The sequence below is a fragment of the Arthrobacter sp. zg-Y916 genome (assembly GCF_020907385.1).
Taxonomy (GTDB): domain Bacteria; phylum Actinomycetota; class Actinomycetes; order Actinomycetales; family Micrococcaceae; genus Arthrobacter_B; species Arthrobacter_B caoxuetaonis.
Genome location: NZ_JAJJOD010000002.1, coordinates 200,397 through 225,452, shown reverse-complemented (window position 1 = coordinate 225,452; position 25,056 = coordinate 200,397). Strand labels below are relative to the sequence as shown.

23 protein-coding genes are annotated in these 25,056 nt (G+C 66.4%); 14 read left to right on the top strand and 9 right to left on the bottom strand.

Annotated elements, in window-relative coordinates; all coding sequences use genetic code 11:
• Nucleotides 1-15: 15 nt before the first annotated feature.
• Nucleotides 16-1,167, bottom strand: coding sequence for an acetyl-CoA C-acetyltransferase (locus LOC59_RS06285; protein ID WP_227896970.1), 1,152 nt, complete (start codon nt 1,165-1,167; stop codon nt 16-18).
• 171 nt (nt 1,168-1,338) lie between these two features.
• On the opposite strand from LOC59_RS06285, the gene LOC59_RS06280 reads away from it, so the two are divergent.
• The 7 genes from LOC59_RS06280 (at nt 1,339) to LOC59_RS06250 (ending at nt 9,207) form a co-directional block, all read left to right on the top strand.
• Entirely contained in the window at nt 1,339-2,967 is a 1,629-nt protein-coding gene (locus LOC59_RS06280; protein WP_227917287.1) for a peptide chain release factor 3, read from the top strand.
• Nucleotides 2,968-3,088: 121 nt separating this feature from the next.
• On the top strand, nt 3,089-3,775 hold the full coding sequence (locus LOC59_RS06275; protein ID WP_229971048.1) for a VC0807 family protein: 687 nt from the start codon (nt 3,089-3,091) through the stop codon (nt 3,773-3,775).
• A gap of 116 nt (nt 3,776-3,891) precedes the next feature.
• Nucleotides 3,892-5,265 carry a DUF6421 family protein gene (locus tag LOC59_RS06270; RefSeq protein ID WP_227917286.1) on the top strand — a complete coding sequence of 458 codons (1,374 nt, stop codon included), beginning with the start codon at nt 3,892-3,894 and terminating at the stop codon, nt 5,263-5,265.
• Nucleotides 5,262-5,987, top strand: coding sequence for an SDR family oxidoreductase (locus tag LOC59_RS06265; RefSeq protein ID WP_227896981.1), 726 nt, complete (start codon nt 5,262-5,264; stop codon nt 5,985-5,987). The genes LOC59_RS06270 and LOC59_RS06265 overlap by 4 nt, the downstream gene beginning before the upstream one ends.
• Before the next feature lie 44 nt (nt 5,988-6,031).
• Entirely contained in the window at nt 6,032-7,108 is a 1,077-nt protein-coding gene (locus tag LOC59_RS06260) for a threonine aldolase family protein (protein WP_227896982.1), read from the top strand.
• A gap of 121 nt (nt 7,109-7,229) precedes the next feature.
• Complete coding sequence (locus LOC59_RS06255) at nt 7,230-7,856, top strand: DUF3000 domain-containing protein (protein ID WP_227897182.1); 627 nt, start codon at nt 7,230-7,232, stop codon at nt 7,854-7,856.
• A 76-nt stretch (nt 7,857-7,932) separates the two neighbouring features.
• Entirely contained in the window at nt 7,933-9,207 is a 1,275-nt protein-coding gene (locus LOC59_RS06250) for an HRDC domain-containing protein (protein ID WP_227917285.1), read from the top strand.
• A 2-nt stretch (nt 9,208-9,209) separates the two neighbouring features.
• On the opposite strand, the gene sigJ is transcribed toward LOC59_RS06250, so the two are convergent.
• Both sigJ and LOC59_RS06240 read right to left on the bottom strand, forming a co-directional pair.
• Nucleotides 9,210-10,130, bottom strand: coding sequence for an RNA polymerase sigma factor SigJ (sigJ, locus tag LOC59_RS06245; protein ID WP_227896985.1), 921 nt, complete (start codon nt 10,128-10,130; stop codon nt 9,210-9,212).
• Nucleotides 10,073-11,215, bottom strand: coding sequence for an NAD(P)/FAD-dependent oxidoreductase (locus LOC59_RS06240; protein ID WP_229971046.1), 1,143 nt, complete (start codon nt 11,213-11,215; stop codon nt 10,073-10,075). Before LOC59_RS06240 ends, sigJ begins: the two co-directional genes overlap by 58 nt.
• A 241-nt stretch (nt 11,216-11,456) precedes the next feature.
• On the opposite strand from LOC59_RS06240, the gene LOC59_RS06235 reads away from it, so the two are divergent.
• The 4 genes from LOC59_RS06235 (at nt 11,457) to LOC59_RS06220 (ending at nt 17,410) form a co-directional block, all read left to right on the top strand.
• Nucleotides 11,457-12,815, top strand: coding sequence for a hemolysin family protein (locus LOC59_RS06235; protein ID WP_227897183.1), 1,359 nt, complete (start codon nt 11,457-11,459; stop codon nt 12,813-12,815).
• The gene (locus tag LOC59_RS06230) at nt 12,812-13,852 is read left to right on the top strand and encodes a hemolysin family protein (RefSeq protein ID WP_229971044.1); all 1,041 of its coding nucleotides are present in this window, start codon (nt 12,812-12,814) and stop codon (nt 13,850-13,852) included. Before LOC59_RS06235 ends, LOC59_RS06230 begins: the two co-directional genes overlap by 4 nt.
• Before the next feature lie 181 nt (nt 13,853-14,033).
• Nucleotides 14,034-15,275, top strand: coding sequence for a thiolase family protein (locus LOC59_RS06225; protein WP_227896996.1), 1,242 nt, complete (start codon nt 14,034-14,036; stop codon nt 15,273-15,275).
• Nucleotides 15,275-17,410: a 3-hydroxyacyl-CoA dehydrogenase NAD-binding domain-containing protein gene (locus LOC59_RS06220; protein WP_229971042.1), complete on the top strand. Its 2,136-nt coding sequence runs from the start codon at nt 15,275-15,277 to the stop codon at nt 17,408-17,410. The genes LOC59_RS06225 and LOC59_RS06220 overlap by 1 nt, the downstream gene beginning before the upstream one ends.
• 118 nt (nt 17,411-17,528) lie before the next feature.
• Here the strand turns inward: LOC59_RS06220 and LOC59_RS06215 are convergent, their stop codons facing one another.
• Nucleotides 17,529-17,675 carry a hypothetical protein gene (locus LOC59_RS06215; protein ID WP_229971040.1) on the bottom strand — a complete coding sequence of 49 codons (147 nt, stop codon included), beginning with the start codon at nt 17,673-17,675 and terminating at the stop codon, nt 17,529-17,531.
• Nucleotides 17,676-18,004: 329 nt separating this feature from the next.
• On the opposite strand from LOC59_RS06215, the gene LOC59_RS06210 reads away from it, so the two are divergent.
• Both LOC59_RS06210 and LOC59_RS06205 read left to right on the top strand, forming a co-directional pair.
• On the top strand, nt 18,005-19,072 hold the full coding sequence (locus LOC59_RS06210) for a hypothetical protein (RefSeq protein ID WP_227896998.1): 1,068 nt from the start codon (nt 18,005-18,007) through the stop codon (nt 19,070-19,072).
• Between the two features lie 39 nt (nt 19,073-19,111).
• Nucleotides 19,112-19,579: an SRPBCC domain-containing protein gene (locus tag LOC59_RS06205; protein WP_229971038.1), complete on the top strand. Its 468-nt coding sequence runs from the start codon at nt 19,112-19,114 to the stop codon at nt 19,577-19,579.
• On the opposite strand, the gene LOC59_RS06200 is transcribed toward LOC59_RS06205, so the two are convergent.
• The 3 genes from LOC59_RS06200 to arsB are packed head-to-tail and all read right to left on the bottom strand — an operon-like array spanning nt 19,576 to nt 22,648.
• Entirely contained in the window at nt 19,576-21,087 is a 1,512-nt protein-coding gene (locus LOC59_RS06200) for an FAD-dependent oxidoreductase (protein WP_229971036.1), read from the bottom strand. The genes LOC59_RS06205 and LOC59_RS06200 overlap by 4 nt on opposite strands.
• Nucleotides 21,088-21,119: 32 nt before the next feature.
• Complete coding sequence (locus LOC59_RS06195) at nt 21,120-21,536, bottom strand: arsenate reductase ArsC (RefSeq protein ID WP_227897003.1); 417 nt, start codon at nt 21,534-21,536, stop codon at nt 21,120-21,122.
• The gene (gene arsB / locus LOC59_RS06190; protein WP_227897004.1) at nt 21,533-22,648 is read right to left on the bottom strand and encodes an ACR3 family arsenite efflux transporter; all 1,116 of its coding nucleotides are present in this window, start codon (nt 22,646-22,648) and stop codon (nt 21,533-21,535) included. The genes LOC59_RS06195 and arsB overlap by 4 nt, the downstream gene beginning before the upstream one ends.
• A gap of 115 nt (nt 22,649-22,763) precedes the next feature.
• Between arsB and LOC59_RS06185 the strand changes: the two genes are divergently transcribed.
• A complete protein-coding gene (locus LOC59_RS06185; protein WP_227897005.1) occupies nt 22,764-23,114 on the top strand; it encodes an ArsR/SmtB family transcription factor in 351 nt (116 codons plus the stop codon).
• A 3-nt stretch (nt 23,115-23,117) separates the two neighbouring features.
• Here the strand turns inward: LOC59_RS06185 and LOC59_RS06180 are convergent, their stop codons facing one another.
• Nucleotides 23,118-23,729: a dihydrofolate reductase family protein gene (locus LOC59_RS06180; protein WP_227897006.1), complete on the bottom strand. Its 612-nt coding sequence runs from the start codon at nt 23,727-23,729 to the stop codon at nt 23,118-23,120.
• A gap of 118 nt (nt 23,730-23,847) precedes the next feature.
• Nucleotides 23,848-25,056, bottom strand: a complete 1,209-nt coding sequence (locus tag LOC59_RS06175) for a glycerate kinase family protein (protein ID WP_227897007.1) — start codon at nt 25,054-25,056, stop codon at nt 23,848-23,850.

Sequence of the window (25,056 nt, the reverse complement as noted above, 5' to 3'; positions counted from 1 at the left end):
AAGAAGTCGAGGAGCTCAGCCGAGCCGTTCGATAATCGTGACGTTTGCCTGCCCGCCACCCTCGCACATGGTCTGGAGCCCGTAGCGCCCGCCGGTCCGTTCAAGTTCGTGCAGCATCGTGGTCATGATCCGGGCTCCCGTAGCTCCGATGGGGTGTCCCAGCGAAATGCCGCCGCCGTTGACGTTGACCTTGTCCAGGTCAGCGTCGAGTTCACGCTGCCAAGCCAGGACCACGGAGGCAAAGGCTTCGTTGATTTCGATCAGGTCCATGTCGGCCAGGGACATGCCGGTGCGCTTGAGGGCGTGTCGGGTTGCCTCGATCGGGGCGCTGAGCATCATTACCGGATCGTCCCCGCGGGCGGAAATGTGGTGGATACGGGCACGCGGGCGCAGGCCGTAGCGCCGCACCGCGTCCCCGGAGGCCAGCAGCAGGACGGCAGCGGCGTCGGAAATCTGCGACGCCGTGGCCGCGGTGAGCTTTCCGCCTTCCCGCAGCGGCGCCAGGGATTCGATCTTCGCCCGGTCCGGGGTACGCGGGCCTTCGTCCGCACGGATCCCGGCCACAGGCAGGATCTCCCGGTCGAAGCGGCCTTCCGTCTGGGCAGCCAGCGCGCGCTCGTGGGAGGCGACGGCGAAATCCTCCATCTCAGCGCGCGAAAGGTCCCAGCGCTCGGCCATCATCTCGGCGCCGATGAACTGGGAGATCGGCTGCGTGCCGTACCGGGCTTCCCACCCCGCCGACCCGGCGAAGGGATTGGGGAAGCCCAGCTCGGCAGCGGCAGTATTGGAGTAGCCGATGGGGATGGCGGACATGTTCTGCACTCCTCCCGCCACCACCAAATCAGCCGTTCCGCTCATGACAGCCTGGGCGGCGTAGGACACCGCCTGCTGGCCGGAACCACACTGGCGCTCCACCGTGGTTCCGGGAACGCGTTCGGAGAGTCCGGCGGCGAGCCACGCCGTGCGGGCGATGTCCATGGCCTGCGGCCCCACCTGGTCAATGGAACCGAGGATCACTTCGTCGAACTCGTCCGATGTGATGCCGGTGCGGTGGACCGCTTCGCCGATGACCGCAGCAGCCAGGTCGGCCGGGTGGATGGCGCTGAGCCCACCGCCGCGGCGTCCCACCGGAGTGCGGATCGCGTCAACAATGAATGCTTCTGCCATGGTGGCTCCCTTGCCCAATAATCTGTGCGGTGTGTGCTGTGCACCACACTAAACCCAGTCGGCCCGCCTCCTGGCACGCCGCGGAAAGCCGGTTTGCGATCGGCGGCTAGAATGGAAAGGCTGTTCCTTGGGCAGCGCCCCACCCACTTCCCACTCCTGAAAGCAGCGGCAGTGTCCTCACAGGTCCAGACTCCCGTCCGTGCGAGCGCCAATCCGGCAATCGGCAAGGAAGCCGCCCGCCGGCGCACCTTCGCCGTCATCTCCCACCCCGACGCCGGAAAGTCCACGCTGACCGAGGCCCTGGCCCTGCACGCCCGGGTCATTGGAACGGCGGGCGCGACAAACGGCAAGGAAAACCGCCGCGAGACGGTCTCTGACTGGATGCAGATGGAGAAGGACCGCGGCATCTCGATCAGCTCCACCGCGCTGCAGTTCGCCTACCGGGACACGGTCATCAACCTGCTGGACACCCCCGGCCACGCCGACTTCTCCGAGGACACCTACCGTGTCCTCGCCGCTGTGGACTGCGCCGTCATGCTGGTCGACGCCGCCAAGGGCCTGGAAACCCAGACCATGAAACTCTTCGAGGTCTGCCGCTCCCGGAACCTCCCGATCATCACCGTGATCAACAAGTGGGACCGCCCCGGACTCGACCCGCTGGCCCTGATGGACGAAATCACCGAGCGCACCGGACTGGCACCCATGCCGCTGACCTGGGCCGTGGGCATCGCCGGAGATTTCCGCGGCATCTGGGACCTGCAGAAGGACGAGTTCGTCCGCTTCACCCGGCAGAACTCAGGCGCTTCACTGGCCCTGGAAGAACACTTCACCCCCGAAGAAGCCGAAGCCGCCGAAGGCGACGCCTGGACCGATTCGCTCGGCGAGGCAGAGCTGGTCATCGACGGCCGCGAGTTTGACCGGCAGGCGTTCCTGGACGCGAAGGCCACACCCATCCTCTTCTCCTCCGCGGCACTGAACTTCGGCGTCAAGCAGATCCTGGACACTCTGGTTGACCTGGCTCCGCCCGCCGGCGCCCGCGTGGACGAAGACGGCAACTCCCGCGACGTAGACGCGCCGTTCTCCGGCTTTGTGTTCAAGGTCCAGGCCGGCATGAACAAGGCACACCGCGACCACGTGGCCTTTATCCGCGTCTGCTCCGGCATCTTTGAACGCGGCATGGTCGTCACGCACGCCAACACCGGCAAGACCTTCGCCACCAAGTACGCCCAGCACCTGTTCGGCCGCGAGCGCGAAGTGATCGACCAGGCCTACCCGGGCGACGTCGTCGGGCTGGTTAACGCCTCCGCCCTGCGCGTGGGCGACAGCCTCTACGTCGAAGAGCCGGTCCGCTACCCGCCCATCCCGTTCTTCAGCCCCGAGCACTTCCGGGTCGCCCGGTCCCAGGACCCCAGCCGGTACAAGCAGTTCCGCCGCGGCATCGACCAGCTCGAACACGAAGGCATCATCCAGGTGCTGCGCTCGGACCGGCGCGGTGACCAGGCTCCGGTCCTGGCCGCCGTCGGCCCCATGCAGTTCGAGGTCGTCGAAGACCGGATGAACCAGGACTTCAACGCCCCCATGCGCATGGAGCAGCTCTCCTACTCCATGGCCCGGCTGACTGACGCCTCCGCTGCCGAGGTGCTCAGCAACGTGCACGGAGCCGAAGTCCTCCTCCGTACCGACGGCGCCTACGTGGCCGTGTTCAACGACATCTGGGCCTTGCGCCGGGTGGAGAAAAACCACCCCGGTGTTCCGCTGGCCGTGATCGGCACCGAGTCACCCAACAGCCGCGGCTACTAATCCGGTAGAAGTTCCGGGAACTCTGGTTCCGCCAACGTGGCCGACGTAGTTTCTACTCATGCAGGAAAGCGAAAGCGGACCTGGCGGCGAGGAGCGGACGTCGGCTCCTAAGGCCTCGCGCATGGCACCCGCTCTCCCCCGGATTGCCCGCCTGGCCCTGGACTTCCTGGTGCCTGTTGCGCTGTTCTACGCACTGCGTGCGGCCGGCGTGGGGGCCTACGCCGCACTGCTGGCAGGCACGGCTGCCTCAATGGCCGGCTCGCTGGCGGACTTCCTCCGCGTCCGGCGAATCTCACCCTTTACCCTGTATGCCCTGGCGCTGATGGCCCTGAGCACCGTGGTCTCGGTAATCCCCGGGGACGAGAGGTTCCTGCTGGCCCGCGGCGCACTGGTCGTGGGAGTCTCCGGGCTGTGGTTTCTCGTGAGTTCCGTGACCCGGCGGCCGCTGGTCTATGTGATGTCCAAGCCGGTGCTCGAAGGACGGTTCGGGTGGCCGGGGAACTGGGACAGGCTCTTTACTGAACTGCCGCGCTTCCGACGGATCTGGCGGGTGAGCAGCATTGCGTGGGGCGTGGGACTTTGCATGGACAGCGCCCTTCGCATCCTCATGGCCTGGAACCTCCCGGTAGACACGGTCCCGGGCCTGACGACGGCGCTGACGGCAGGAACAGCGCTCGTTCTGGTGGTGGCCGCCAACACCTACTACCAGGTGAGCGGCGCAGCCCGTGCCTGGTCACCGTTTTATGCCGGAGTTGCCGTGGATTACCCGAAGGGCCGCTGGGCCATACGCCGCGACAATACACAGTAAGCATAAGCATTACTTACTTAGCCGGTTGCTAAGGGTAAGATTCTTTGATTTCTGGCTACGCTGGGACCATCACTCACTCCCGGTTCGGGAGTCCGTGCAACTGGAAGGTCTCCGCCATGTCGTCCACCGTCTTCAGCTCCCCAGCCACTGAACTCGCCGCTCCCGAATCCAGCGCCGCCTGGCAGCGCCTGAAGAACGCCGCCACGGAGTTCGCGCAGTTCCAGGAACAGGACGGTTCGGTTCCCGCCGAGCACCGCACGGCAGCCGCAGCGCTGCTGGAGACGGTCCGCGATGCCGTGGCCGACCTGGCCCCCGCCTTTCCGCACGACTCCGAGTACTTGCGCCTGGTGATCAGCGACCTGGACAGCTGGCTCGAAGCCGGCCTGGGCGTGCCCGACTTCCTCGATTCGCTGCTGGCCTTCCAGCCGCAGCTGGACCGCATCGACGGACTGCTCCACCTGGTGGTCTTCCCGATGTACACGCAGAACGGCTCACGATCCCGCCTGCTCGAGGCCGTGCTGGTGGAAGTCATCTGGCCCGAGTTCATTGCCGGCCTGGAAGCCGGGGAATACTCCAACAAACTCTTCGTTCCGATCCGGTTCCGTGACTTCACCCCGGGCTATGACACCAACTCCGCGGTTCTCTTCCCGGAAACCGTTGCCGTCCGCGAGACTCCCACGTTCACCTGGGGCGCCATCTTCGCCGACCGCGAGGCGGCCCGCTTCCGCCGGGTACTCCGCGCCGCCGCGGAGATCACCTCGCTGGAACTTCCCGAGGCTGCGGCGGACTTCCTGGACAACCAGGAACTCACCGAGGAGACCTTCGTGATGTGGGACCTCATTCACGACCGCACGCACATGCGCGGCGACCTCCCCTTTGATCCGTTCATGATCAAGCAGCGGATGCCGTTCTTCCTGTACTCGCTGGAGGAACTGCGCTGCGACCTGACCGCGTTCCGCGAAGCAGTAAAGATCCAGCATGACGACGACGCCGACCCCAAGGCGCGCAGCACCGCAGCGCTGGTGCAGTACGCGGTGATCTTTGACCGGATCTTCCGCTTCGCCATCACCGGATCCCGGGTGCGCAACTATGACGGCCTCGGCGGACAGCTCCTTTTCGCCTGGATGCACCAGAACCATGTACTGCACTGGACCGACGGCAAACTGAGCATCGACTGGGACGAAGTTCCCGCCGTCGTGATCCGGCTGGGCGAAGAAATCGAGGAACTGTACTGGCGTTCCATCGACCGGCCCAAGACAGCCCACTGGCTCGCTGCGTACACTCTGATTTCAGGCACAGTGACTCCGCACCCGGCATCGCGCTGGGCCAAGGGGCCGGATGCCCTGCCGCTGGACGGCCCGCCGCGCGCGCTCACTGACCAGGTGCTCGACGACGAATTCCCGCTGTCCATGTTCTACGAAGCGCTGTCGAAGAAGATGGCACCGGTCATCGAATCCACCGCCGGAATCACAGGGAGCAGCACACTATGAGCGCAGCCGGAGCCGGGGAAGCATCCGCGCTTGAGGGCTTGAGGGTCCTCGTAGCCGGAGCGGCCTCTGCCTCCGGCACCGCTGTGTGCACCGCCCTGGCCCGCGCCGGAGCCCAGGTGATTGCTGTCGGCTCCAGCGCCGGACGGCTCGATGAATCCTTGGGCCTGGTCGCCGGCGTCGAACTGCGCACCTGCGACCTGAGCCGCCCCGGCGACGTCGCATCCCTGGCCTCCGATATGCAGGGCTACGGCGGGATCGACGGCCTCATCCATCTGGTGGGCGGCTGGCGGGGAGGCGGCACCCTCGAGGACCAGAGCGACGATGACTGGGATTTCCTGCAGCAGAACATCATGACCACGCTGCGCAACGTCAGCCGCAGCTTCGTGGGACAGCTGGCAGCGTCCGAGCACGGGCGCCTGGCCATCGTCTCCTCCACCGCCGTGGAATCCCCCACGCCGGGAAACGCCGGCTACGCCGCGGCCAAGGCTGCGGCGGAGGCCTGGGTCCAGGCCATCGCCGCGCAGTTCAGCGGCACCGGCGCTGCCGCCGTCGTCTTCGTCGTGAAGGCGCTCGTGAATGATGCCATGCGGGCAGGGCAGCCGGAGCGGAAGTTCCCCGGCTATACCGATGTTTCCGAGCTTGCCCGCGCTGCCACCAGCCTGTTCACTGCACCGGCGGGGCAGATCAACGGCAAGCGGATCAACCTGGTTCCGCGCTCCTGAGAACCGATTTCAGCCAAGACCCACCCTGAGAGATACTGATTTTTGTGACTGATTTAGTGACTGATACTGCCTCCCTTCACGATCCCGCCCTGCGTGCTTTCGCCTCGGACAACTACTCAGGCGTCCACCCGGAGATCATTGATGCCCTGACCGCAGCCAACCTGGGCCACCAGGTCGCCTACGGCGAGGATGTCTACACGGCAAAGCTCCGCGAAGTCTTCACCGAACACTTCGGCAACCGGATGCGGGCCTTCCCGGTGTTCAACGGCACCGGTGCGAACGTCATCGGCCTGCAGTCCCTGCTGCCGCGCTGGGGTGCCGTGGTCTGTGCCTCCACTGCGCACATCAACGTCGACGAGAACGGTGCCCCGGAACGTGTGGGCGGAATGAAGCTCCTCACTGTTCCCACCCCGGACGGCAAGCTGACCCCCGAACTGATCGACCGCGAGGCCTGGGGCTGGGGCGACGAGCACCGGGCGCAGCCGCTGGCGGTCTCCATTACCCAGTCCACCGAGCTGGGAACGCTGTACACGGTCGAGGAAATCCAGGCGATTGCCGACCATGTGCACGCACGCGGCATGAAGCTGCACATGGACGGTGCCCGGCTCGGCAACGCTGCAGCCTCCCTGGGCGTCTCGCTCCGCGCGATCACCACGGACGCCGGCGTCGACATCCTCTCCCTGGGCGGAACCAAGAACGGCATGATGTACGGCGAGTGCATCGTCGCGCTGGATCCCGACGCCGCCCCCGGGCTGGACTACCTGCGCAAGATGAATATGCAGCTGGCCTCCAAGATGCGTTTTGTCTCCGCACAGTTCATTGCGCTCTACGGAACGGACCTCTGGCGCCGCTCGGCTTCCACCGCCAACGCCATGGCGGCCCGGCTGCGTGCGGCCGTTGAGAAGATCGACGGCGTGACCCTGACCCAGCCCACCCAGGCCAATGCCGTCTTCGCCACCCTCCCGGCCGGCGTGGCCGATAAGCTGCGGGACCAATTCCGTTTCTACGACTGGGACCAGGCCACCGGCGAAGTGCGCTGGATGTGCACGTTCGACACCAGCGAAGCGGACGTGGATGCCTTCGCCGCGGCCATCGCTTCAGAGGTTTCCGCCGCACGCTGATCCCTGGCCCTGTCGGTCGGGCCCGCCGGTCCGTAAGCTGAAGCCACGTAACGAAAAGGAAACACCGGCGAGCCTGATCGGCAGCAGGCCGGACCGGCCGTAATCTTCGAGGGTGAGTGCGATTGGTGACCTGTCACAGGTGCCCCCCGAATTCCTGACAGCTCTTGGGGCATTGCGCCGAGCCAAGTGCCGGCCTGAACTGCGGCTGGAAGAGATCCCGGCCCCGACCCGGCTGGCCCCGTTTGCGGTGTCGCTGGCTGCCGACGTCGGCATTTCCGGTCCCGTTCCCGCCTCCGCCACGTTCCATGGCCCGGTGGGACCCGTCCTGCCCGAGAGCCAGGAACTGGCCACGGGACGGTTCATCCTCCTCCACGACCCCGAGGGCAGCGCCGTATGGAACGGCACCTTCCGGATCGTCACGTACATCCGGGCCGAACTGGAACCGGACATGGGCAACGACCAGATGCTGGGTTCCGTCGCCTGGACCTGGCTGGTTGATGCGCTCCAGGAACACGGTGCCCGCTACTCCTCCGCCGGCGGCACCGCCACGAGGATCCTCTCCGAGAGCTACGGCACCCTGGCCGGGCGCAGCGACGCCATAGACATCGAGCTGCGGGCTTCCTGGACTCCGGCCGACGCCGACGTGCAGAGCCACCTTGAGGCCTGGTCCGACATGGTCTGCACCTTCGCCGGACTGCCGCCCCTCCCCGAAGGCGTGTCACCGCTGCCGAGGCGCCGCCTGAACTAGCCAATCGTCGCGCGGATTCCCGTGCCTGGCCGCAGGAAACGGTATTCGCGCCGGTACTCGATAGACTGAAGTCCTTATGACCGCGCAAACTTCCGGCAAAACCGCTCCCGAAGCACCGGCAGCCGATCCCGCTGCCGCCGCTCCCCTTCCCGTTCTTGAAACTCCCCGCGACGGAGTACCGCTGGTCATCGACACCGCGGCAGGGCTCGAACGCGCGGCACGTGCACTGGCCGCCGGCACCGGCCCCGCCGGCGTCGATGCCGAACGCGCCTCCGGCTTCCGGTACGGACAGCGGGCGTTCCTGGTCCAGATCCGCCGCGAGGGCGCCGGCACCTGGCTCATTGATCCGGAACCGCTGCGCGACCTGAGCATCATCAACGAAGCCCTCCGCGGGGTTGAATGGATCCTCCACGCGTCCACCCAGGACCTGCCGTGCCTCTCCGAACTGGGCATGTGGCCGGACAAGCTCTTCGACACGGAACTGGCAGCACGGCTGGCCGGACTGCCCCGCGTCGGGCTGGCCGCCGTCATCGAATCCCTGCTGGGTTTCAGCCTGGCGAAGGAACACTCGGCTGCCGACTGGTCCACCCGGCCCCTGCCCGAACCCTGGCTGCGCTATGCCGCGCTGGACGTTGAGGTGCTGGCGGAACTCCGTGAAGAACTCATCAAGGTCCTGGAAGCTGACGGCAAGCTTGAGTACGCCGAGGAGGAGTTCGAGGCCATCCGCAGCGCCGAACCCGCCCCGCCCCGCACCGACCCCTGGCGCCGCACCTCCGGCATGCACCAGCTGCGGGACCGCCGCCAGCTGGCCGCCGTCCGTGAGCTGTGGACTGAACGCGAACAGCTGGCTGAGCGCCGCGACACCGCCCCCGGCCGGCTGATTCCGGACTCCGCGATCGTCGCCGCGGCCCGGGCCATGCCCTCCACCGTTCCGGCGCTGCTCGGCACTCCCGGATTCCACGGGCGCGCTGCACAGAAGGAAGCCCCCCGCTGGCTGCGCTGCATCGCGGCTGCCAGGGACACCGAAGACCTGCCTCCGCTGCATATCCCCACGCACGCGCCGCCTCCCCCGCGGGTCTGGGCACGCAACGACCCCGCCGCCGCTGCCCGCCTGCATACCGCCAAACCGCGCCTGGCAGCCCAGGCGGAACGGCTCAACCTGCCGGTTGAGAACCTTCTTACCCCGGACCACCTGCGCCGCATCGCCTGGCGCCCGCCGACTCCGATCGACCTGGATACCGTCAGCGAGGCGCTGCGTTCCCTCGGAGCCCGGGAATGGCAGATCCGCGAATCGGCGGCCATCCTGACCGTCGCCTTCCTGGACCCCGATCCGCTGCCGGAAAAGGAATAGCTTCAGGGCTGCAGCCGGGCCAGTTTCTCCGGGTTGCGCATGGCGAAGACCCCGGTCACCAGTCCGTCCCGGAAGGAAAGCTGGAACACCGTGGTCACCAGTCCGTCTTCCCGGAAGGCAACGGCAGGCAGCCCGTTCAGCTCGATGAACTCCGGCACCGCCCCCTCGCCGTATTTGGCTGCCAGCCCCAGCAGCAGCGCCGCCACCCGCTCCGGACCGTACACCGGCCGGCGCGCGGCACTGACTTTGCCGCCGCCGTCCGAGACCAGCACGACCTCGGGAGCCAGCACGTCCAGCAGGTCCTGCACCTGCCCGGTCATCGCGGCTTGGAGGAAACGTTCGACGGCGGTCCTGTGCTCTGCCTCGTCCGGCACCGTCCGCGGCAGGCCGGAACGCACCCGTTCCCCGGCCCGGTGCACCAACTGGCGGACAGCAGCCTCCCCGGCACCGAGCGCGGCCGCGATTTCGCGGTATTCGAACCCGAAAACTTCGCGCAGCACAAAGGCTGCCCGCTCCGGACCGTTGAGGCTCTGCATCAGCACCAGCATGGCCGTGGAGACTTCCGCCGCCGTGAGGGCCGCAACCTGCGGGTCTGCCTGCTCCCCGGCGCCCGTGGGCAGCGGCTCAGGCAGCCAGTCTCCGATGTACTCCTCCCGGCGCCGGGCGGACGCCCGGACCGAGTTCAGCGCCTGGCGCGCCGCGGTCCGGGCAAGATAAGCCCGGGGATTGTCTACCGGGTGCCCGACGGCGGAGAAACGCAGGTAGGTTTCCTGGACCACATCCTCCGCGTCGGCGACGGTTCCCGTGATGTCGTAGGCGATGGTGAAGACCATGCCCCGATGGGCAAGGAATTCAACCTCCCGGGTTAGGCCCATGCCGCCCGCGGCACCGGCTGTGGATTCAGCTTCGGACCCCTCGGCCATGTGTAGGCTCCGCTCTTCCGTGCCTCCCCGCGGATCCACCGCAGCGTCATTCGGCAGATTACCTCTTTCAAGACGGCAGCGGACCGTCCGTGGACATGCAGCCGCCTCGGCGTGAACCCAGGCGTCAGGAACTGCACCGCGCCGTCCCGGCGCCCCAGCGAGATGCACTGCGCCTGGAAACCGCTGTCGTGCCGCGGCAGCGGCTCTCCCTCCTGCAGCCGGAGGATGTTGGAGGCAGCTTCGGCGCCCATGGGCATCGCGGTGGCGCAGGTCATCGGCAGGTAGCCATATCCCGGCGCACCAATGACGGCAGCATCCCCGGCTCCGAAGATCCGGTCCTGGCCGGGGACCCGGAGAGAGGAATCCACCACCAGCCGGCCGTCAGCATTGACCGGCAGACCGCTTCGCGCAGCCAGGGACGGAACACCGAACCCCACGCACCACAGCACCAGGGACGCCTCCGGAAGGTTCTCCGGATCCACTGTGCCGGCATGAACTTCAACGCCTGCCCGGCGGAGGCTCTCCAGCATGCCGCTGCGCGTGCTCTCTGCCAGTTGCGGAACCAATGTCCCGGAGGCATACAGGGTGAGCGGGTTGTCCGGGTATCGCCGGGCGATCTCCGCCGCCATCTCCACGGCGGTCAGCCCTCCCCCGACAACGGCGATCCGTTCCCCGCGTGCCAGCTCCCTGAGCCGCCTCCGTGCCTCACGCGCGCCATCCAGCCGGTCAGGGGCTACGGCGCCCGCGGGGGCCGGGGCGCTTCCGCTGCCCACTGCGTACACCAGGTATTCGTACCCCATCGAGTCACCAGAGGCCAGATGCACGGTCCTCGCCGACGGCTCGATCGCCGCGGCTGCGCCGGCCACAAGCCGCACGGCCGGGTGCAGCAGCGAGCGGTAGTCCTGCGTGGGGTCCGCCCTGCCGCCGGCTGTGAATTCGTGCAGCCGGATCCGTTCGGTGAAGCGGGGATCCGGAGTCAGCAGGACAGTGTCCTGCCCGCGTCCGGCCAGCCGGTTCGCTGCCATGACACCGGCATACCCGCCGCCCAGGATGACCGTGGCCGCTGTGGTGGTATCCGTTTGCATTTCTCGCTCCTCGAGTTCGCCTGCACCGGTCGTTCCGGCTGTACATAAGACACCTCCGGACCCCGTTTTGTGACAGCTCGGCAACAATCAGCCCCAAACACCCCCTCTGGCCAGGCACTTTCAGGATTTTCCTAGGAAAGGGCCGTAGGCTCTTGGCTACTATGGACGACCCTTCTCATAAACCCATGCCCTCCTGTGTGCCAGACAATTTGGTTCTAGGGGGGCACCTCAGTTGAATGATTTGTATGAATGGCTCATGATCGGCGTTGGCCTCGTGCTGACTGTCGGTACCGGCCTCTTTGTGGCCTCAGAATTTGCCCTGGTCAACCTCGACCGCAGTGATCTGGAGGCCCGACAGGCCGCCGGGGAAAAGCGTCTTGGTCCCACCATCAAGGCCCTGAAGATTACCTCTACCCATCTTTCCGGTGCCCAGCTGGGCATCACCCTTACCACCCTGCTTTCCGGCTACACCTTTGAACCGGCCATCAGTGCGCTGCTTCGCGGCCCGCTGCTGAGCGTCGGCGTACCCGAGGCAGTCGTCGGCGGTACCGGCGCAGTGATCGCCATTGCCGTTGCCACCCTGCTCTCCATGATCATCGGCGAACTGGTGCCCAAGAACTTTGCCCTGGCACTGCCCAAGGCCACCGCCAAGGTAGTAATTCCGTTCCAGGCACTGTTCACCACCGTCTTCAAACCCGTCATCCTGGTCTGCAACAACACGGCAAATAAGGTCATCCGCTCCTTCGGCATCGAGCCGAAGGAAGAACTCTCCGGTGCGCGCAGCGCCGAGGAACTCAGCTTCCTGGTCCGCCGCTCCGCACTGGAAGGCGTACTCGACCAGGACCACGCGGAACTGCTGCACAGGACACTGCGCTTTTCCGACCACACCGCTGAAGACGTCATGACCCCGCGCGTGCGGATGGTGGGCGTCCAGGCCACGGATACGGCCGAGGACATCATTGCCATCGCCGTGACCACCGGATACTCCCGCTTCCCCGTTCTTGGCCGGGACCCGGACGACATCCTGGGCGTCCTGCACGTCAAGCAGGCCTTCGCGCTGCCGCTGGAGGCACGTGCCACCACGACGGCGGCAGACGTGATGGTCCCGCCGCTGCGGGTCCCCGAATCCATGGGCGTTGACTCCCTGCTGGGCATCCTGCGCAGCCAGGGACTGCAGATCGCCGTGGTGACGGACGAACACGGCGGCACCGCCGGCGTCGTCACCCTGGAAGACCTGGTGGAGGAAATCGTCGGCGAACTCGAGGACGAACACGACCGCGCACGCGTCGGCGTCGTCCGCACCGGCCGCTCGGTCACCTTCGATGCGTCGCTGCGTCCGGATGAACTGCTGGACCGTGCCGGAATCACCGTGCCCGACGGCGAGGACTACGAAACGCTGGCCGGCTTTGTCACGCACTGCCTGGACCGGATGCCCGAACTGGGCGATGAAGTTGAAGTCGACGACGGCGTCCTGCGCGTCGAGCGCGTTCTTGGAACGCACGTTGAGCGCCTGCGCTTCACCCCCAACGCCGGTTCGGAATCACCGCGCAGCGCGCACGACCGCCTGGTCGATACCCTGACGAAGGAAGCCACCCAATGAGTGAGTATCTGCCCGGCATCATCTGGCTGTTCGTGCTGCTGGCCGTCAACGCCTTCTTTGTGGGTGCCGAATTCGCCGTCATCTCCGCCCGCCGCTCCCAGATTGAGCCCAAGGCCGCCCAGGGCAGCAAGGCGGCCAAGACCACGCTGTGGGCGATGGAACACGCCACCCTGATGCTGGCCACCAGCCAGCTCGGTATCACCGTCTGTTCGCTGCTGATCCTCAACGTCTCCGAACCGGCCATCCACCACCTGCTGGAAATCCCGCTGGCGAACACGCCGCTGACGCCGGAGGCCATCAGCATCACGGCGTTCGTCGTGGCACTTCTGCTGGTTACCTTCCTGCACGTGGTGGCGGGCGAGATGATCCCGAAGAACATCTCCTTTTCCGTACCCACCAAGGCAGCGCTGCTGCTGGCTCCCCCGCTGGTGCTCGTGGCCAGGGTTTTCAAGCCCGTCATCTGGACGCTGAACTCCATTGCCAACAGTGTGCTGCGCCTGTTCAAGGTGGAGCCGAAGGATGAGGCGACCAGCACCTACACGCTGGACGAAGTCGCCACGATCGTGGAGCAGTCCACCCGCGAAGGTGTGCTTGACGATGCAACCGGCACCCTGACCAACGCCTTCGAGTTCACCTCGAAGACCGTTGCCGACGTCGAGGTGCCCTTGCCCCAAATGGTCCTGGTCCCGGCCGAGCCCACCCCGGCAGACATCCGGGCGGCAGTGGGCATCCACGGCTACTCCCGGTACATCCTGGCCGACGCCGACGGCGGGCTCACCGGTTACCTTCACCTGAAGGACGTGATGGACCTGCACACGGCGGAGACGTTCAACGCCCCGGTTCCGGCAAAGCGCATCCGCCGCCTTGCCTCAGCGTTCCGCGGCAGCGAACTGGAGGACGCACTGGACACCATGCGCCGCACCGGCGCCCACGTGGCCCGCGTGTTCGACGCTGAGGGCAACACCACCGGTGTCCTGTTCCTGGAGGACATTATCGAAGAGCTGGTAGGCGAAGTGCAGGACGCCACCTCCGCCTAGCATCACCTTCCCCATCCCAAGACCCGGAATCCGCGACGCGCGGGTTCCGGGTCTTGCTGTTTGCACCGGAGTTTGCTGGGCTGGAGTTCGCCTGCGGCGCACGGCTGCAGCCCTTGCAGCCTAAGTTACTGGCGAGTAACATTGGGCGTGAGCTAATCCACATCTCAAAGAGGAGCAGTACGTGAGCCCACAGAGCCGAGCACGGCAGATCAGGGACGTCGTTTTCGTCGACGGCGTCCGCACCCCCTTCGGACGGGCCGGCGAGAAAGGCATGTACGCCGACACCCGGGCCGATGACCTGGTGGTCAAGTGCATCCGCGAACTGCTGCGCCGCAACCCGTCGCTGCCTCCGGAGCGCGTTGACGAGGTAGCCATTGCCGCCACCACCCAGTCCGGCGACCAGGGCCTGACCATCGGCCGCACCGCGGCACTGCTGGCCGGTCTGCCCCGTACGGTTCCCGGCTTCGCGATCGACCGCATGTGCGCGGGCGCCATGACCGCCGTGACCACCACTGCTTCGGGCATCGGCTTCGGCGCGTACGACGTCGTGATTGCCGGCGGCGTGGAACACATGGGCCACCACCCGATGGGGGCCGGCGCGGATCCCAACCCGCGCTTCGTCACCGAGCGCCTCGTGGACCCGGCTGCCCTGAACATGGGCAACACCGCCGAGAACCTGCATGACCGTTTCCCGGACATCACCAAGGAACGCACCGACGCTTACGCCGCTGCCAGCCAGGAGAAACTGGCCAAGGCCTACGCAGGCAACCAGATCCAGCCGGACCTGGTTCCCGTTGCCACCAAGAAGGCCGGCGCCGGCTGGACACTCAGCTCGGTTGACGAAGGGCCCCGCCCGGGAACCACGGTTGAAGACCTGGCCACCCTGCGCACCCCGTTCCGCCCGCACGGCCGCGTCACCGCGGGCAACGCGTCGGGACTGAACGACGGCGCCACCACCGCACTGCTCGCGTCCGCGGATGCCGCCGAGGAGCTCGGCCTGCCCGTGAAGATGCGCATGGTCGGCTACGCCTTCGCCGGCGTCGAGCCCGAGGTCATGGGCATCGGACCGGTGCCTGCCACCGAAAAGGCACTGAAGCAGACCGGCCTGTCCATCGAGGACATCGGCCTGTTCGAAATCAACGAGGCCTTCGCCGTGCAGGTCCTCTCTTTCCTGGACCACTTCGGCATTGCCGACGACGACCCCCGCGTGAACCGCTATGGCGGGGCCATCGCCGTCGGACACCCCCTGGCTTCCTCAGGCGTGCGCCTGATGACGCAGCTGGCCCGCCAGTTCGAGGAGGACCCGTCGGTGCGCTACGGCATGACGACCATGTGCATCGGCCTGGGCATGGGCGCCACCGTCATCTGGGAAAACCCCAACCACCCCGATTACAACACCGAGTCCACGGAGGCTTCGAAGTAATGACTGCCACTGATTTCCAGCGCCTCGCCGGGCTCTTCCCGAACGAGGTTGTCACTCACTCCTACGTCTCCGACGTCGAGCTGCCCGGCGGGGCCGGCACCTTCGCGCTCATCACCCTGGACAACGACGTCGACCACTCCCGCCCCACCACACTGGGCCCGAACACGCTGCTGGAACTCGGCGGCGTGCTGGATGCCCTGAAGGAGCGCGCGGACAAGGGTGAGATCGTGGGCGTCGGTGTGACAGGCAAGCCGCATTACCTCGTCGCCGGCGCCGACCTCTCCGCGGTGAAGACCCTCGGCGAGTACGAGGACGGCGTCGCCATGGCTGCCCTGGGGCACGATGTTTACGCCAAGCTCGGCAACCTGGGCGTGCCCAGCTTTGCCTTCATCAACGGTGTGGCGTTGGGCGGCGGGCTCGAGATCGCCCTGCAGTCCGACTACCGCACGGTCTCTACCGGGGCGGGTGCCCTGGCCCTGCCTGAGGCGTTCATCGGCCTGGTTCCGGGCTGGGGCGGCGTCTACCTGCTGCCGCGCCTGATCGGACCTGAGAACGCCGTCAAGGTCATGATCGAGAACCCGCTGAGCAACAACCGCACCCTGTCGGGTCCTGCTGCCTACAAGCTCGGCGTGGCGGATGCCCTGTTCGAACCGGCCGACTTCCTGGAGCAGTCCCTCGCCTGGGCCTCCCGGGTCATTACGGGTGCGGAGAGCGTCGCCCGGCCCAACGCCGTCGAGCCTTCCGAGGTTGCCGACCGCTGGGATGCCGCCGTCGCTGCCGGCCGTGCCTTCGTCGAGGCGCGTACGTCCAACGCTGCCCCCGCCCCGGCCAAGGTGCTGGACCTGCTGGAAGCCGGCAAGGAGTGGACGCGGGAGCAGTCCCGCGAGGCCGAGTGCGATGCACTGGCTGAGCTAATGCAGACCCCGCAGTTCCAGTCCACCGTGTACGCGTTCCTGGACCTGGTGCAGAAGCGCGGCAAGCGTCCCGCAGGTGCTCCTGACAAGAAGCTGGCGCGCCCGGTGACCAAGGTCGGCGTCGTCGGCGCAGGCCTGATGGCCAGCCAGCTGGCCCTGCTGTTCGCCAAGAACCTCAAGGTTCCCGTGGTGATGACGGACATCAACCAGGCCCGCGTGGACAAGGGTGTGGGCTACGTCCACGCCGAAGTGGACAAGCTCCTCGGCAAGGGCCGCATCTCTCCCGACGCCGCGAACCGCACCAAGGCATTGGTCACGGGCTCGGTTTCCAAGGATGTCTTTGCGGATGCCGACTTCGTGATCGAGGCTGTGTTCGAGGAAATGTCCGTCAAGAAGCAGGTCTTCGCCGAGGTGGAGGCCGTGGTCTCCCCCGAGTGCATCCTGGCCACCAACACCTCGTCACTCTCCGTGACCGAGATGGCTGCCGACCTGCAGCACCCCGAGCGCGTGGTCGGGTTCCACTTCTTCAACCCGGTGGCTGTCATGCCGCTGCTGGAGATTGTGCGCGCCCCGAAGACCGACGACGCCGTGCTGGCCACCGCGTTTGTCCTCGCCAAGCAGCTGAAGAAGACTGCCGTACTGGTCAAGGATGCTGCGGCGTTCGTGGTCAACCGGATCCTGGGCCGGATGTTCGGCGAGATCACCATGGTCTTTGACGAGGGCACCGACGCCGCCACTGCGGACAACGCGCTGCGCCCCATGGGCCTGCCGATGACCCCGTTCAGCCTGCTGGCCCTGGTCGGCCTGCCGGTTGGTCAGCACGTCCAGGAATCCCTGCACGCTGCCTTCGGCGACCGGTTCTACGTCTCGGAGAACTCGCAGAAGCTGATCGATGCCGGCATCAAGTCGCTGTGGCAGAAGGACGAGGACGGCAAGCCGTACGTGCCGCAGGAAACGCTGGACCTGCTGACCTTCGGCGACTCGCCGTCCACTTCCGAGGAAGTCCTGCGCCGCACGCAGGATGCCCTGGCCGAGGAAATCGGCCTGATGCTGGACGAAGGCGTTGTAGCCGGTCCGGAAGACATCGACCTCTGCGTCATCCTCGGCGCCGGCTGGCCGATGCACCTGGGCGGGATCACCCCGTACCTGGACCGGGTTGGTGCTTCTGACCGCGTGAACGGGAAGCTGTTCAACGCCGGTGCTGTTCCGGCTGCTGTCTAGGCTTCTTCGTTTCATCTGCTTGGCACGCTTGGCACGCGCCGGGCGGACCGGAACGGCTGCATTCCTGCCGCCTAACCCGGTCCGTCCGGCGCTTTGCGTCCGCCGTTCTCGGCGTGTCTCAGTTGCGTGCACGGCGGAGCAGGACGGCGGCGGCGAGCAGCACTGCGAAGCACGCCGCAGCTGCCCACCATCTGAATCTCGCGGCAACAAGCTGACGCTCGGAAACACCACGCTCCTTGTCATTCCCTGCTGAGGTCCTGGCCATACGGTCCCTTATGCATGCACCGTGTCATAGCAACACTCTCTGCGTACCAGCTCTCACGATTTTGTGGCCGGCGTCGAACCTTTGGGGAGATAACACTGTTATGGGTCTTTCTCGCCCAACGTTTGGGGAGATATCGCTGTTCTGAGCGGGTCAAAGCAGCGTTACCTCCCCAATGGTTTCGCTGAACCTTCCCTAAAGAGCGTTATCTCCCCAGAGGATGAGGGGGTGATCGCTCTGGGCCCCCTGAGGCGTAGCCTCGACTTGGACCGGACAGCCCGATCGACGGCATCCGGCGTCCGGACAAGCAGGCGCCATGCAAGGATGGGCGGATGGAAACCCAGCCGAACCTGCTTCTTGAGGGACCTCGCGGGCGGCGTCTGTGCCTGGAGCTCGCGATGGAACTTGATTCCGACGTCCGAAGCGCCGTCTTCCATCTTGGGTACGAACTGGACCCCGGAAAAGGAACTTCCACGGTTCTCTTCGCCCTTTCCAGCGGCGGTTCTGAGGCCAGCGCTCCAAGCGAAGAGCCGTCCGTGGGCGACCTGGCGGCGGCGCTTCGATCAATCGATGCGTCCAGCATCACCGAGGAACAACTCGCTGCGGCCCTGCAGAGGGCCGTGGGTACCGCACGGTACTGGCAGGAACCCGACGGGGAAGATGTGCTCGCCGGCCTGCCGGCCATAACGGCAGCCCTCCAGCCGATCGCTGGGCAGATCCTTGCCACCCATACCGGGCAAGCCTGGTCCCAGGAGCATCAGGCGGAGCAGTGGGCCGTGGACTGGCGTTCCGCGGAGGACCCGGCGCCGCTGCCTCGGAATCCGCAGGAGGTGCTGAACAATTGGGCTGAGGGGGTGCGCTCCGAGGAAGCACAGGCTGCACTGGATCGCCCCGAGAGCGTCTACGCCAACATCACGGGAACCTGGTGGTCCTGCCCTCTTGGAATCATCCGGACTGTGGGGGCCATCCCCGCAGCATTGAATCTGGTGGAGGACTCTTTCGGGGAGCAAGAGGCCACAGTGATTCCGGTATACGGAGCTGGGCGGACCTTGGAGATACACACTGCGGAGGACTGGATCTCGCTTTGCCGTGCTTATCCAGTGGAGGTCACTGCTTCCCGCAGACACGACTGGTTTCACACGACTGGCAGGAACGGCCAGTGGGTGATCCCGGATTGGCAGAGGGTTGCCTCGGAATGGGACGCAGTGCATCTGACGACCATGGGCTACCTCAACACGGCCGGCCGGGCACTTGAGGTGCACGCGGACACCGCCACTGTCCTCGCCGGATGGGATCCAGACAGCACACTGTGGCTGACCGACGTCGTCCGCGAAGCAGAGGTGCCGCGGCAGCTCTGGTCCCGGGAGCCCAACGGCGACGTCTGGACCCGGACCGGCTAGCTCCGCACGCGGACAGGGCAGTGTGCCAGAATCATCGCCATGCCACTCTCCCAGTACTCAATGGCCGACGACGTCCTCACGGTGTCCTGGGCATTTCCCGTTCCTCAGCAAGACGTCTGGAACGCGTTCCGCCAGCCCACCCTGTTGTCCCAGTGGCTGGGCAGGGCGACCGAATGTGATCTCAGGCCGGGCGGACGGGTACTGATCGACCACGGGGACGGCTTCGGGTCCAAAAGCCTGGTGCTCACGGCCAATGAGCCGGAGCTCCTGGCCATGACCTGGAACTTTCCGGACGAACCGGAATCACAGCTGGAGTTCAGCCTCGATCCCACGGAGCAGGGAAGCACCCTTGAACTCCGCCATCTCAAGCTCGGCAACCTCACCGGCGCCTATCTCCCGGGCTGGCTCACCCACCTCACGTTCCTTGAAGCAGCTGTCTCCGGGACTCCGCTGCCAGCGGCGCAGTTCTGGCCGCTGCACTCAACGCTTCAAGCGTTGTGCCCTTAGCTCTCCTCACGGGCTGAGCGCCCGTGCGCCAGACCCGTGGGGATGCCGAGGAACGCCGGCTCCGGTGCACTGCAGCACGAGGACGCCGCCGGTTCCGGTTCAGGCGCGGTTCCACAGCAGGACGAAGCCGCTTCCGGTTCAGCAGCGGTGTACGGCTCAGGCGTCCCACAGCAGGAAGCCTCTTCCGCGGCGGAGTCGGTCCCGCAGCTGGCATCGGTGTCGCAGCTGCCGCCCAGATCGGTTGAGCAGACCCCGGTTTCGGGCAGGACAAGTTCCACCTTGTCCGCGGCTTCCTGGTCCCCCGCAAGGGCTGCCGCGATGGAACGAACCTGCTCGTAGCCGGTGGCCATCAGGAACGTGGGCGCCCGGCCGTAGGACTTCATGCCCACAATGTAGAAGTCCTTTTCCGGATGGGCCAGGAGCCGCGCACCGTGAGGTTCCACGGTGCCGCAGCTGTGGAACTCCGGATCGATGAGCGGGCCGAGCTGCCGCGGTGCTTCCACTGCCGGATCAAGGTCCAGCCGGATTTCGCGCAGCATGTCCAGGCTGGGACGGAAGCCGGTAGCAGGAACCAGCAGGTCCACGTCCAGCTGCGTTTCGCCGGACGGGGTGCTTCCCACGACCGTGAGGCTGTCCGCCGCTTTGAACCCGGTGATCGTGAACGAGGTGTGCAGTTCGATCCGGCCCTCTTCGACGAGGGCACGCAACCGGCTGCCCAGGGCGCCGCGGGCGGGCAGGCCGTCCAGGTCTCCGCCGCCATAAACACTGGCCGCCGAGGACCGGCGAATGGCCCAGCTGATCCGGGTGTCCGGCTCCTGCTCGGCCAGCTCCCCCAGCGCCAGCAGACTATTGGCTGCAGAGTGCCCGGCACCGACCACCAGGACATGCCGGCCGGCAAACCGGGCGCGCTCACGGCCGGCTACGTCAGGCAGCGGGACAGTGATGAAGCCTGCAGCGTAGGCCTCCGCTTCGCCTGCGGCAGGAAGCCCCGCCTGTCCAAGCGGGTTCGGGTTGTTCCAGGTGCCGGAGGCGTCGATGATTGCGCGTACCCGGTGTTCACTCACGCTGCCAGACTCATCCCGAATGCGGAGCAGGAACGGGGTGTTCTCCCGTCCGCCGGTTCGGGTCTTGTCCAGTCCTTCCCGGGTGACGGCAACGACTTCGCTGTTCAAATGCAGGGCACCGCTCATCGACGGCACGGCCGCCAGCGGGCGAAGGTACCGTTCGAGGAGTTCGGCCCCGGTCGGCAGCGTGTCGGCGTCCGGTTCCTGCCAGCCGGTGCCCTCGAGCAGGCGGCGTGCGGCGGCATCGACGTCGTACTGCCAGGGTGAGAACAGCCGGATGTGCCCCCAGGCGTTGACGGCCGCGGCCGGTGAGTCGCCGGCTTCGAAGACGATGGGGGTCAGTCCGCGCTCAAGGAGGTGCGCGGCGGCGGCCAGCCCAACGGGCCCGGAGCCGATGACGGCGACGGGGAGCTGGGACAGTGCGGTGTCGGTGTTCTTCGACATGAATTTCCTTCGCGGAGAATGTGGTTCGGGTGCTAGGCGCTTGGAAGAAGATCGGCAATCAGGGACTGGATGCGCGCCTTGATCTCGTCCCGAATGGGGCGGACGGCGTCCACGCCCTGCCCGGCCGGGTCCTCGAGCTCCCAGTCCTCGTAGCGCTTTCCGGGGTAGATCGGACAGGTGTCGCCGCAGCCCATCGTGATGACGACGTCGGACTCCCGCACGGCGTCGGTAGTCAGGACCTTGGGCTGCTCGGCTGACATGTCTATGCCTTCCTCCGCCATGGCCTCGACGGCGGCCGGGTTGACCTGCTCAGCCGGCGCAGACCCGGCGGACCGGACTACGATCCGGTCCTCGGCCAGGGTCCGAAGGTACGCGGCGGCCATCTGCGACCGTCCGGCGTTGTGGACGCAGACAAACAGGACGGACGGCTTGGCAGCTGCTTCGGTCATCGGTTGGCCTTCTCTGCCGGGGTGTCGGCAACGGTGGGGGTGGCTGTGGGCCAGTACTTCTTCTGCGCCCAGAGAGCGGCATAAACGAGGGCGACCAGGACGGGGACTTCGATCAGCGGTCCGACGACGCCGGCCAGCGCCTGGCCGGAGGTCACTCCGTACGTGGCGATGGCAACAGCGATGGCCAGTTCGAAGTTATTGCCGGAAGCGGTGAAGGCAAGGGTGGTTGTGCGTGGATACCCGAGGCCAAGGAGCTTGCCCAGCACCATCCCGGCCACGAACACGACCACAAAGTAGACCAGCAGCGGCAGGGCGATGCGGGCGACGTCGAGCGGGTTGGAGGTAATCTCATCCCCCTGCATCGCGAACAGCAGGACGATCGTAAACAGGAGCCCGTAAAGTGCCCAGGGGCCAATCTTGGGCAGGAATCTGTTCTCGTACCAGTCACGCCCCCTGGCACGTTCGCCGAATGTGCGGGTAAGGAATCCGGCCAGCAGCGGAATGCCCAGGAAAATGAGGACGCTCAGCGTGATGGCCCAGAACGAGAAGTCTGCGCTGGCGGTTTCCAGACCGAGCCAACCGGGCAGAACCTGGAGGTAGAACCAGCCGAGGGCACCGAAGGCGAGGACCTGGAAAACTGAGTTGATTGCCACCAGCACCGCTGCGGCTTCACGGTCCCCGCATGCGAGATCGTTCCAGATCATCACCATCGCGATGCAGCGGGCCAGCCCCACAATGATCAATCCGGTGCGGTATTCAGGCAGGTCCGGAAGGAAGGTCCAGGCCAGGGCGAACATAAACGCAGGCGCCGCCACCCAGTTCAGCACCAGGGACGTGATCATCAGTTTGCGGTCGGCCACAACCCTGCGGGTCTCGCTGTAACGCACCTTGGCCAGCACCGGGTACATCATCACCAGGAGCCCGACGGCGATGGGGAGGGAGACGCCAGCGACGCTCACTGAGTCCAGGGTGGGCGCAATGCCGGGGACGAAACGGCCCAGCAGCAGACCCGCCGCCATGGCAGCGACAATCCAGACGGGGAGGAAGCGGTCAAGGGTGGAGAGCCGGGCGGGGGCCTGGCCGGTTGCAGGCGGCTGGGCGGGGTGGCTCACGAAGCTCCTCGAGGACGGCCATAGCGGGATCATTGATCGAAGGACATCGACACCCTTCGATGTCGAGTATCCGCGCAGATATCGACAAGTGTCAATCTGAGGGCATAATGGTCGGGTGAATGCTGCACAGACCGTCCCCGAAACCGCTGCAGCAGAATGCTGCACGCCGCTGACCCGGGACGTGCTTAGCGCTGAGGACGCGCAGCGGTTTGCCCAGCTGCTCAAGGCCGTCGCCGAACCAACCCGGCTGCGCCTGGTGTCCATCATCGCGGCACAGGAGAACCAGGAAGCCTGTGTCTGTGACCTGACCGAACCAGTAGGGCTGGGCCAGCCCACGGTGTCTCATCACCTGAAGATCCTGGTGGACGCGGGAATCCTGCACCGGGACAAGCGCGGTGTGTGGGCGTACTATTCGATCGTTCCCGGCGCTCTGGAACGGGCTGCAGCAGTACTCTCACCCCGGTAGCGTCTACTCACCGGCGTCCATACCCGTCACCGGTGCGCCGTCACGTTCATAGACCAGGCGGAGCACCCCCGAGGGGAACGACTGCGGGTTCGAGGCAAGGGTGAAGGCTGCAGGAACGCCGGCGCCGTCAGCGAAGATCCGCTTGCCGCTGCCCAATGTCACGGGATACAGGAAGAGATTGAGCCGGTCCAGGATCCCCGCGGCCAGCAGGGCGCCCGCGAGGGCACCGCTGCCCACAACGTGAATGTCCTGATACCGGTCCTTGAGCACTGCCGCCTCTTCCACTGTGGACAGGACGCCAGTTCCCTCCCAATCCGCTTCGTCCAGTGTCCGGGACACCACGTACTTGTCCATGGAATTGAACTTCTCCGCAATCGGGTTGGTGTCTCCGCGCTGCGGCCAATAGCCAGCAAAAATGTCGTAGGTCCGGCGGCCAAGCAGGAGCGCATCCATCTGGTTAATGCCGGCCATGATCGCGCTGCCGGACTCGGCGTCGGCAAAAGCGGCCTGCCAGCCGCCAAGGGTGAAGCCTCCGGAGGGATCCTCATCTGCGCTGCCGGGTCCTTGGTAGATGCCGTCCAGGGTCATGAACAGGTCAAGGGTGATGCTCCCCATGCTGTGCTCCTTACGTCAGTGCCAAACGGATGAGCTTTCCGGTCCTGGGTTCCGCTCCCAGACAGGATAATCTTCCCGACCTCGCCTGAGTCCATGGCCGCGCAACGGCTAGGCTGGCTCAGGCAGCAGCAGCGGCCACCCTGGAGGATATGGCCGAACCCAGAAGCAGGACCCGGAAGGTCCGCTCCGTGGCTTCCTCCAGCAGCATGGCACCCTCCGCAACGGCGCGTTTGAGGTCCATCGGGATGGGAATGATGCCGGCGATGGCGTCGATCCCGGCGGCGTGAACATCCGCAGCGTCCTTGCCGATGGAACCGGCAAATGCCAGCACCGGAACGCCCGCGCGCTGCGCACGGCGGGCCACTTCGGCCGGAACCTTGCCGCGGGGAGTCTGGAAATCAATGGCACCTTCCGCCGTGACCACCAGATCCGCATTCGCGATGTCGGTGTCCAGATCGATGCCGGCAAGCCCGGAATCCAGGAGCAGCTCGAACCTGGGAACCAGCCAGCCACCCACCGCTGCGAGGCCCGCACCGAGGCCGCCGGACGCGCCCGTGCCGGGACCGTTGCGCAGGTAATCCTCCGACGTCCCGGTGGCCTCCGCCAGCAGCCTCGCCCAATTGTCCAGGCCCCGGGAGAGCTCCTCCACCTGGTCCGGGGTCGCGCCCTTCTGCGGCCCAAAGACCCTGGCCACCCCCTGCGGGCCGCACAGGACGTTGTACGGATTCAGCGCCAGCTCCAGCCGGCACGCGGAAAGCCTGGGGTCCAGCCCGGAAAAGTCGACGTGTCCGGCCTGCGCCAGCGCGGCACCGCCGTCGGGCAGGTCATTGCCGTTGCGGTCGAAGATCTTCACGCCGAGGGCTCGGAGGGCGCCCGCCCCGCCGTCGGAGGTCCCGGAATCACCGCAGCCGACTACGATCCGTTCCGCGCCCTGGTCCAGCGCGGCAGAAATGAGCTCGCCGACTCCGCGCGTGGTGGTAGCTCCGGGATCGCGCATATCGGCGGGAACGAGCCGGAGCCCTGCCGCTGCGGCCATCTCGACGACGGCGGTGGGGCGCTCCGCCCGGCCAAGGACGGCGAAGTGCGAGTCGACTGTCCGGCCCACCGGACCGGTGACCCTGGTGCGGACGATTTTTCCCCCTGTCGCACTGGCCAGTGCAGCGGCCGTCCCTTCCCCGCCGTCGGCCATGGGCACCGCGTTGATGCTGACGCCGGGGATGACGCGCCTGATCCCGGCAGAGATGGCCGCAGCCACCTCGACGGCATCGAGGCTTTCCTTGAAACCGGAGGGTGCAACCAGAATCCGCTGCGGAATGGTCATGACCAT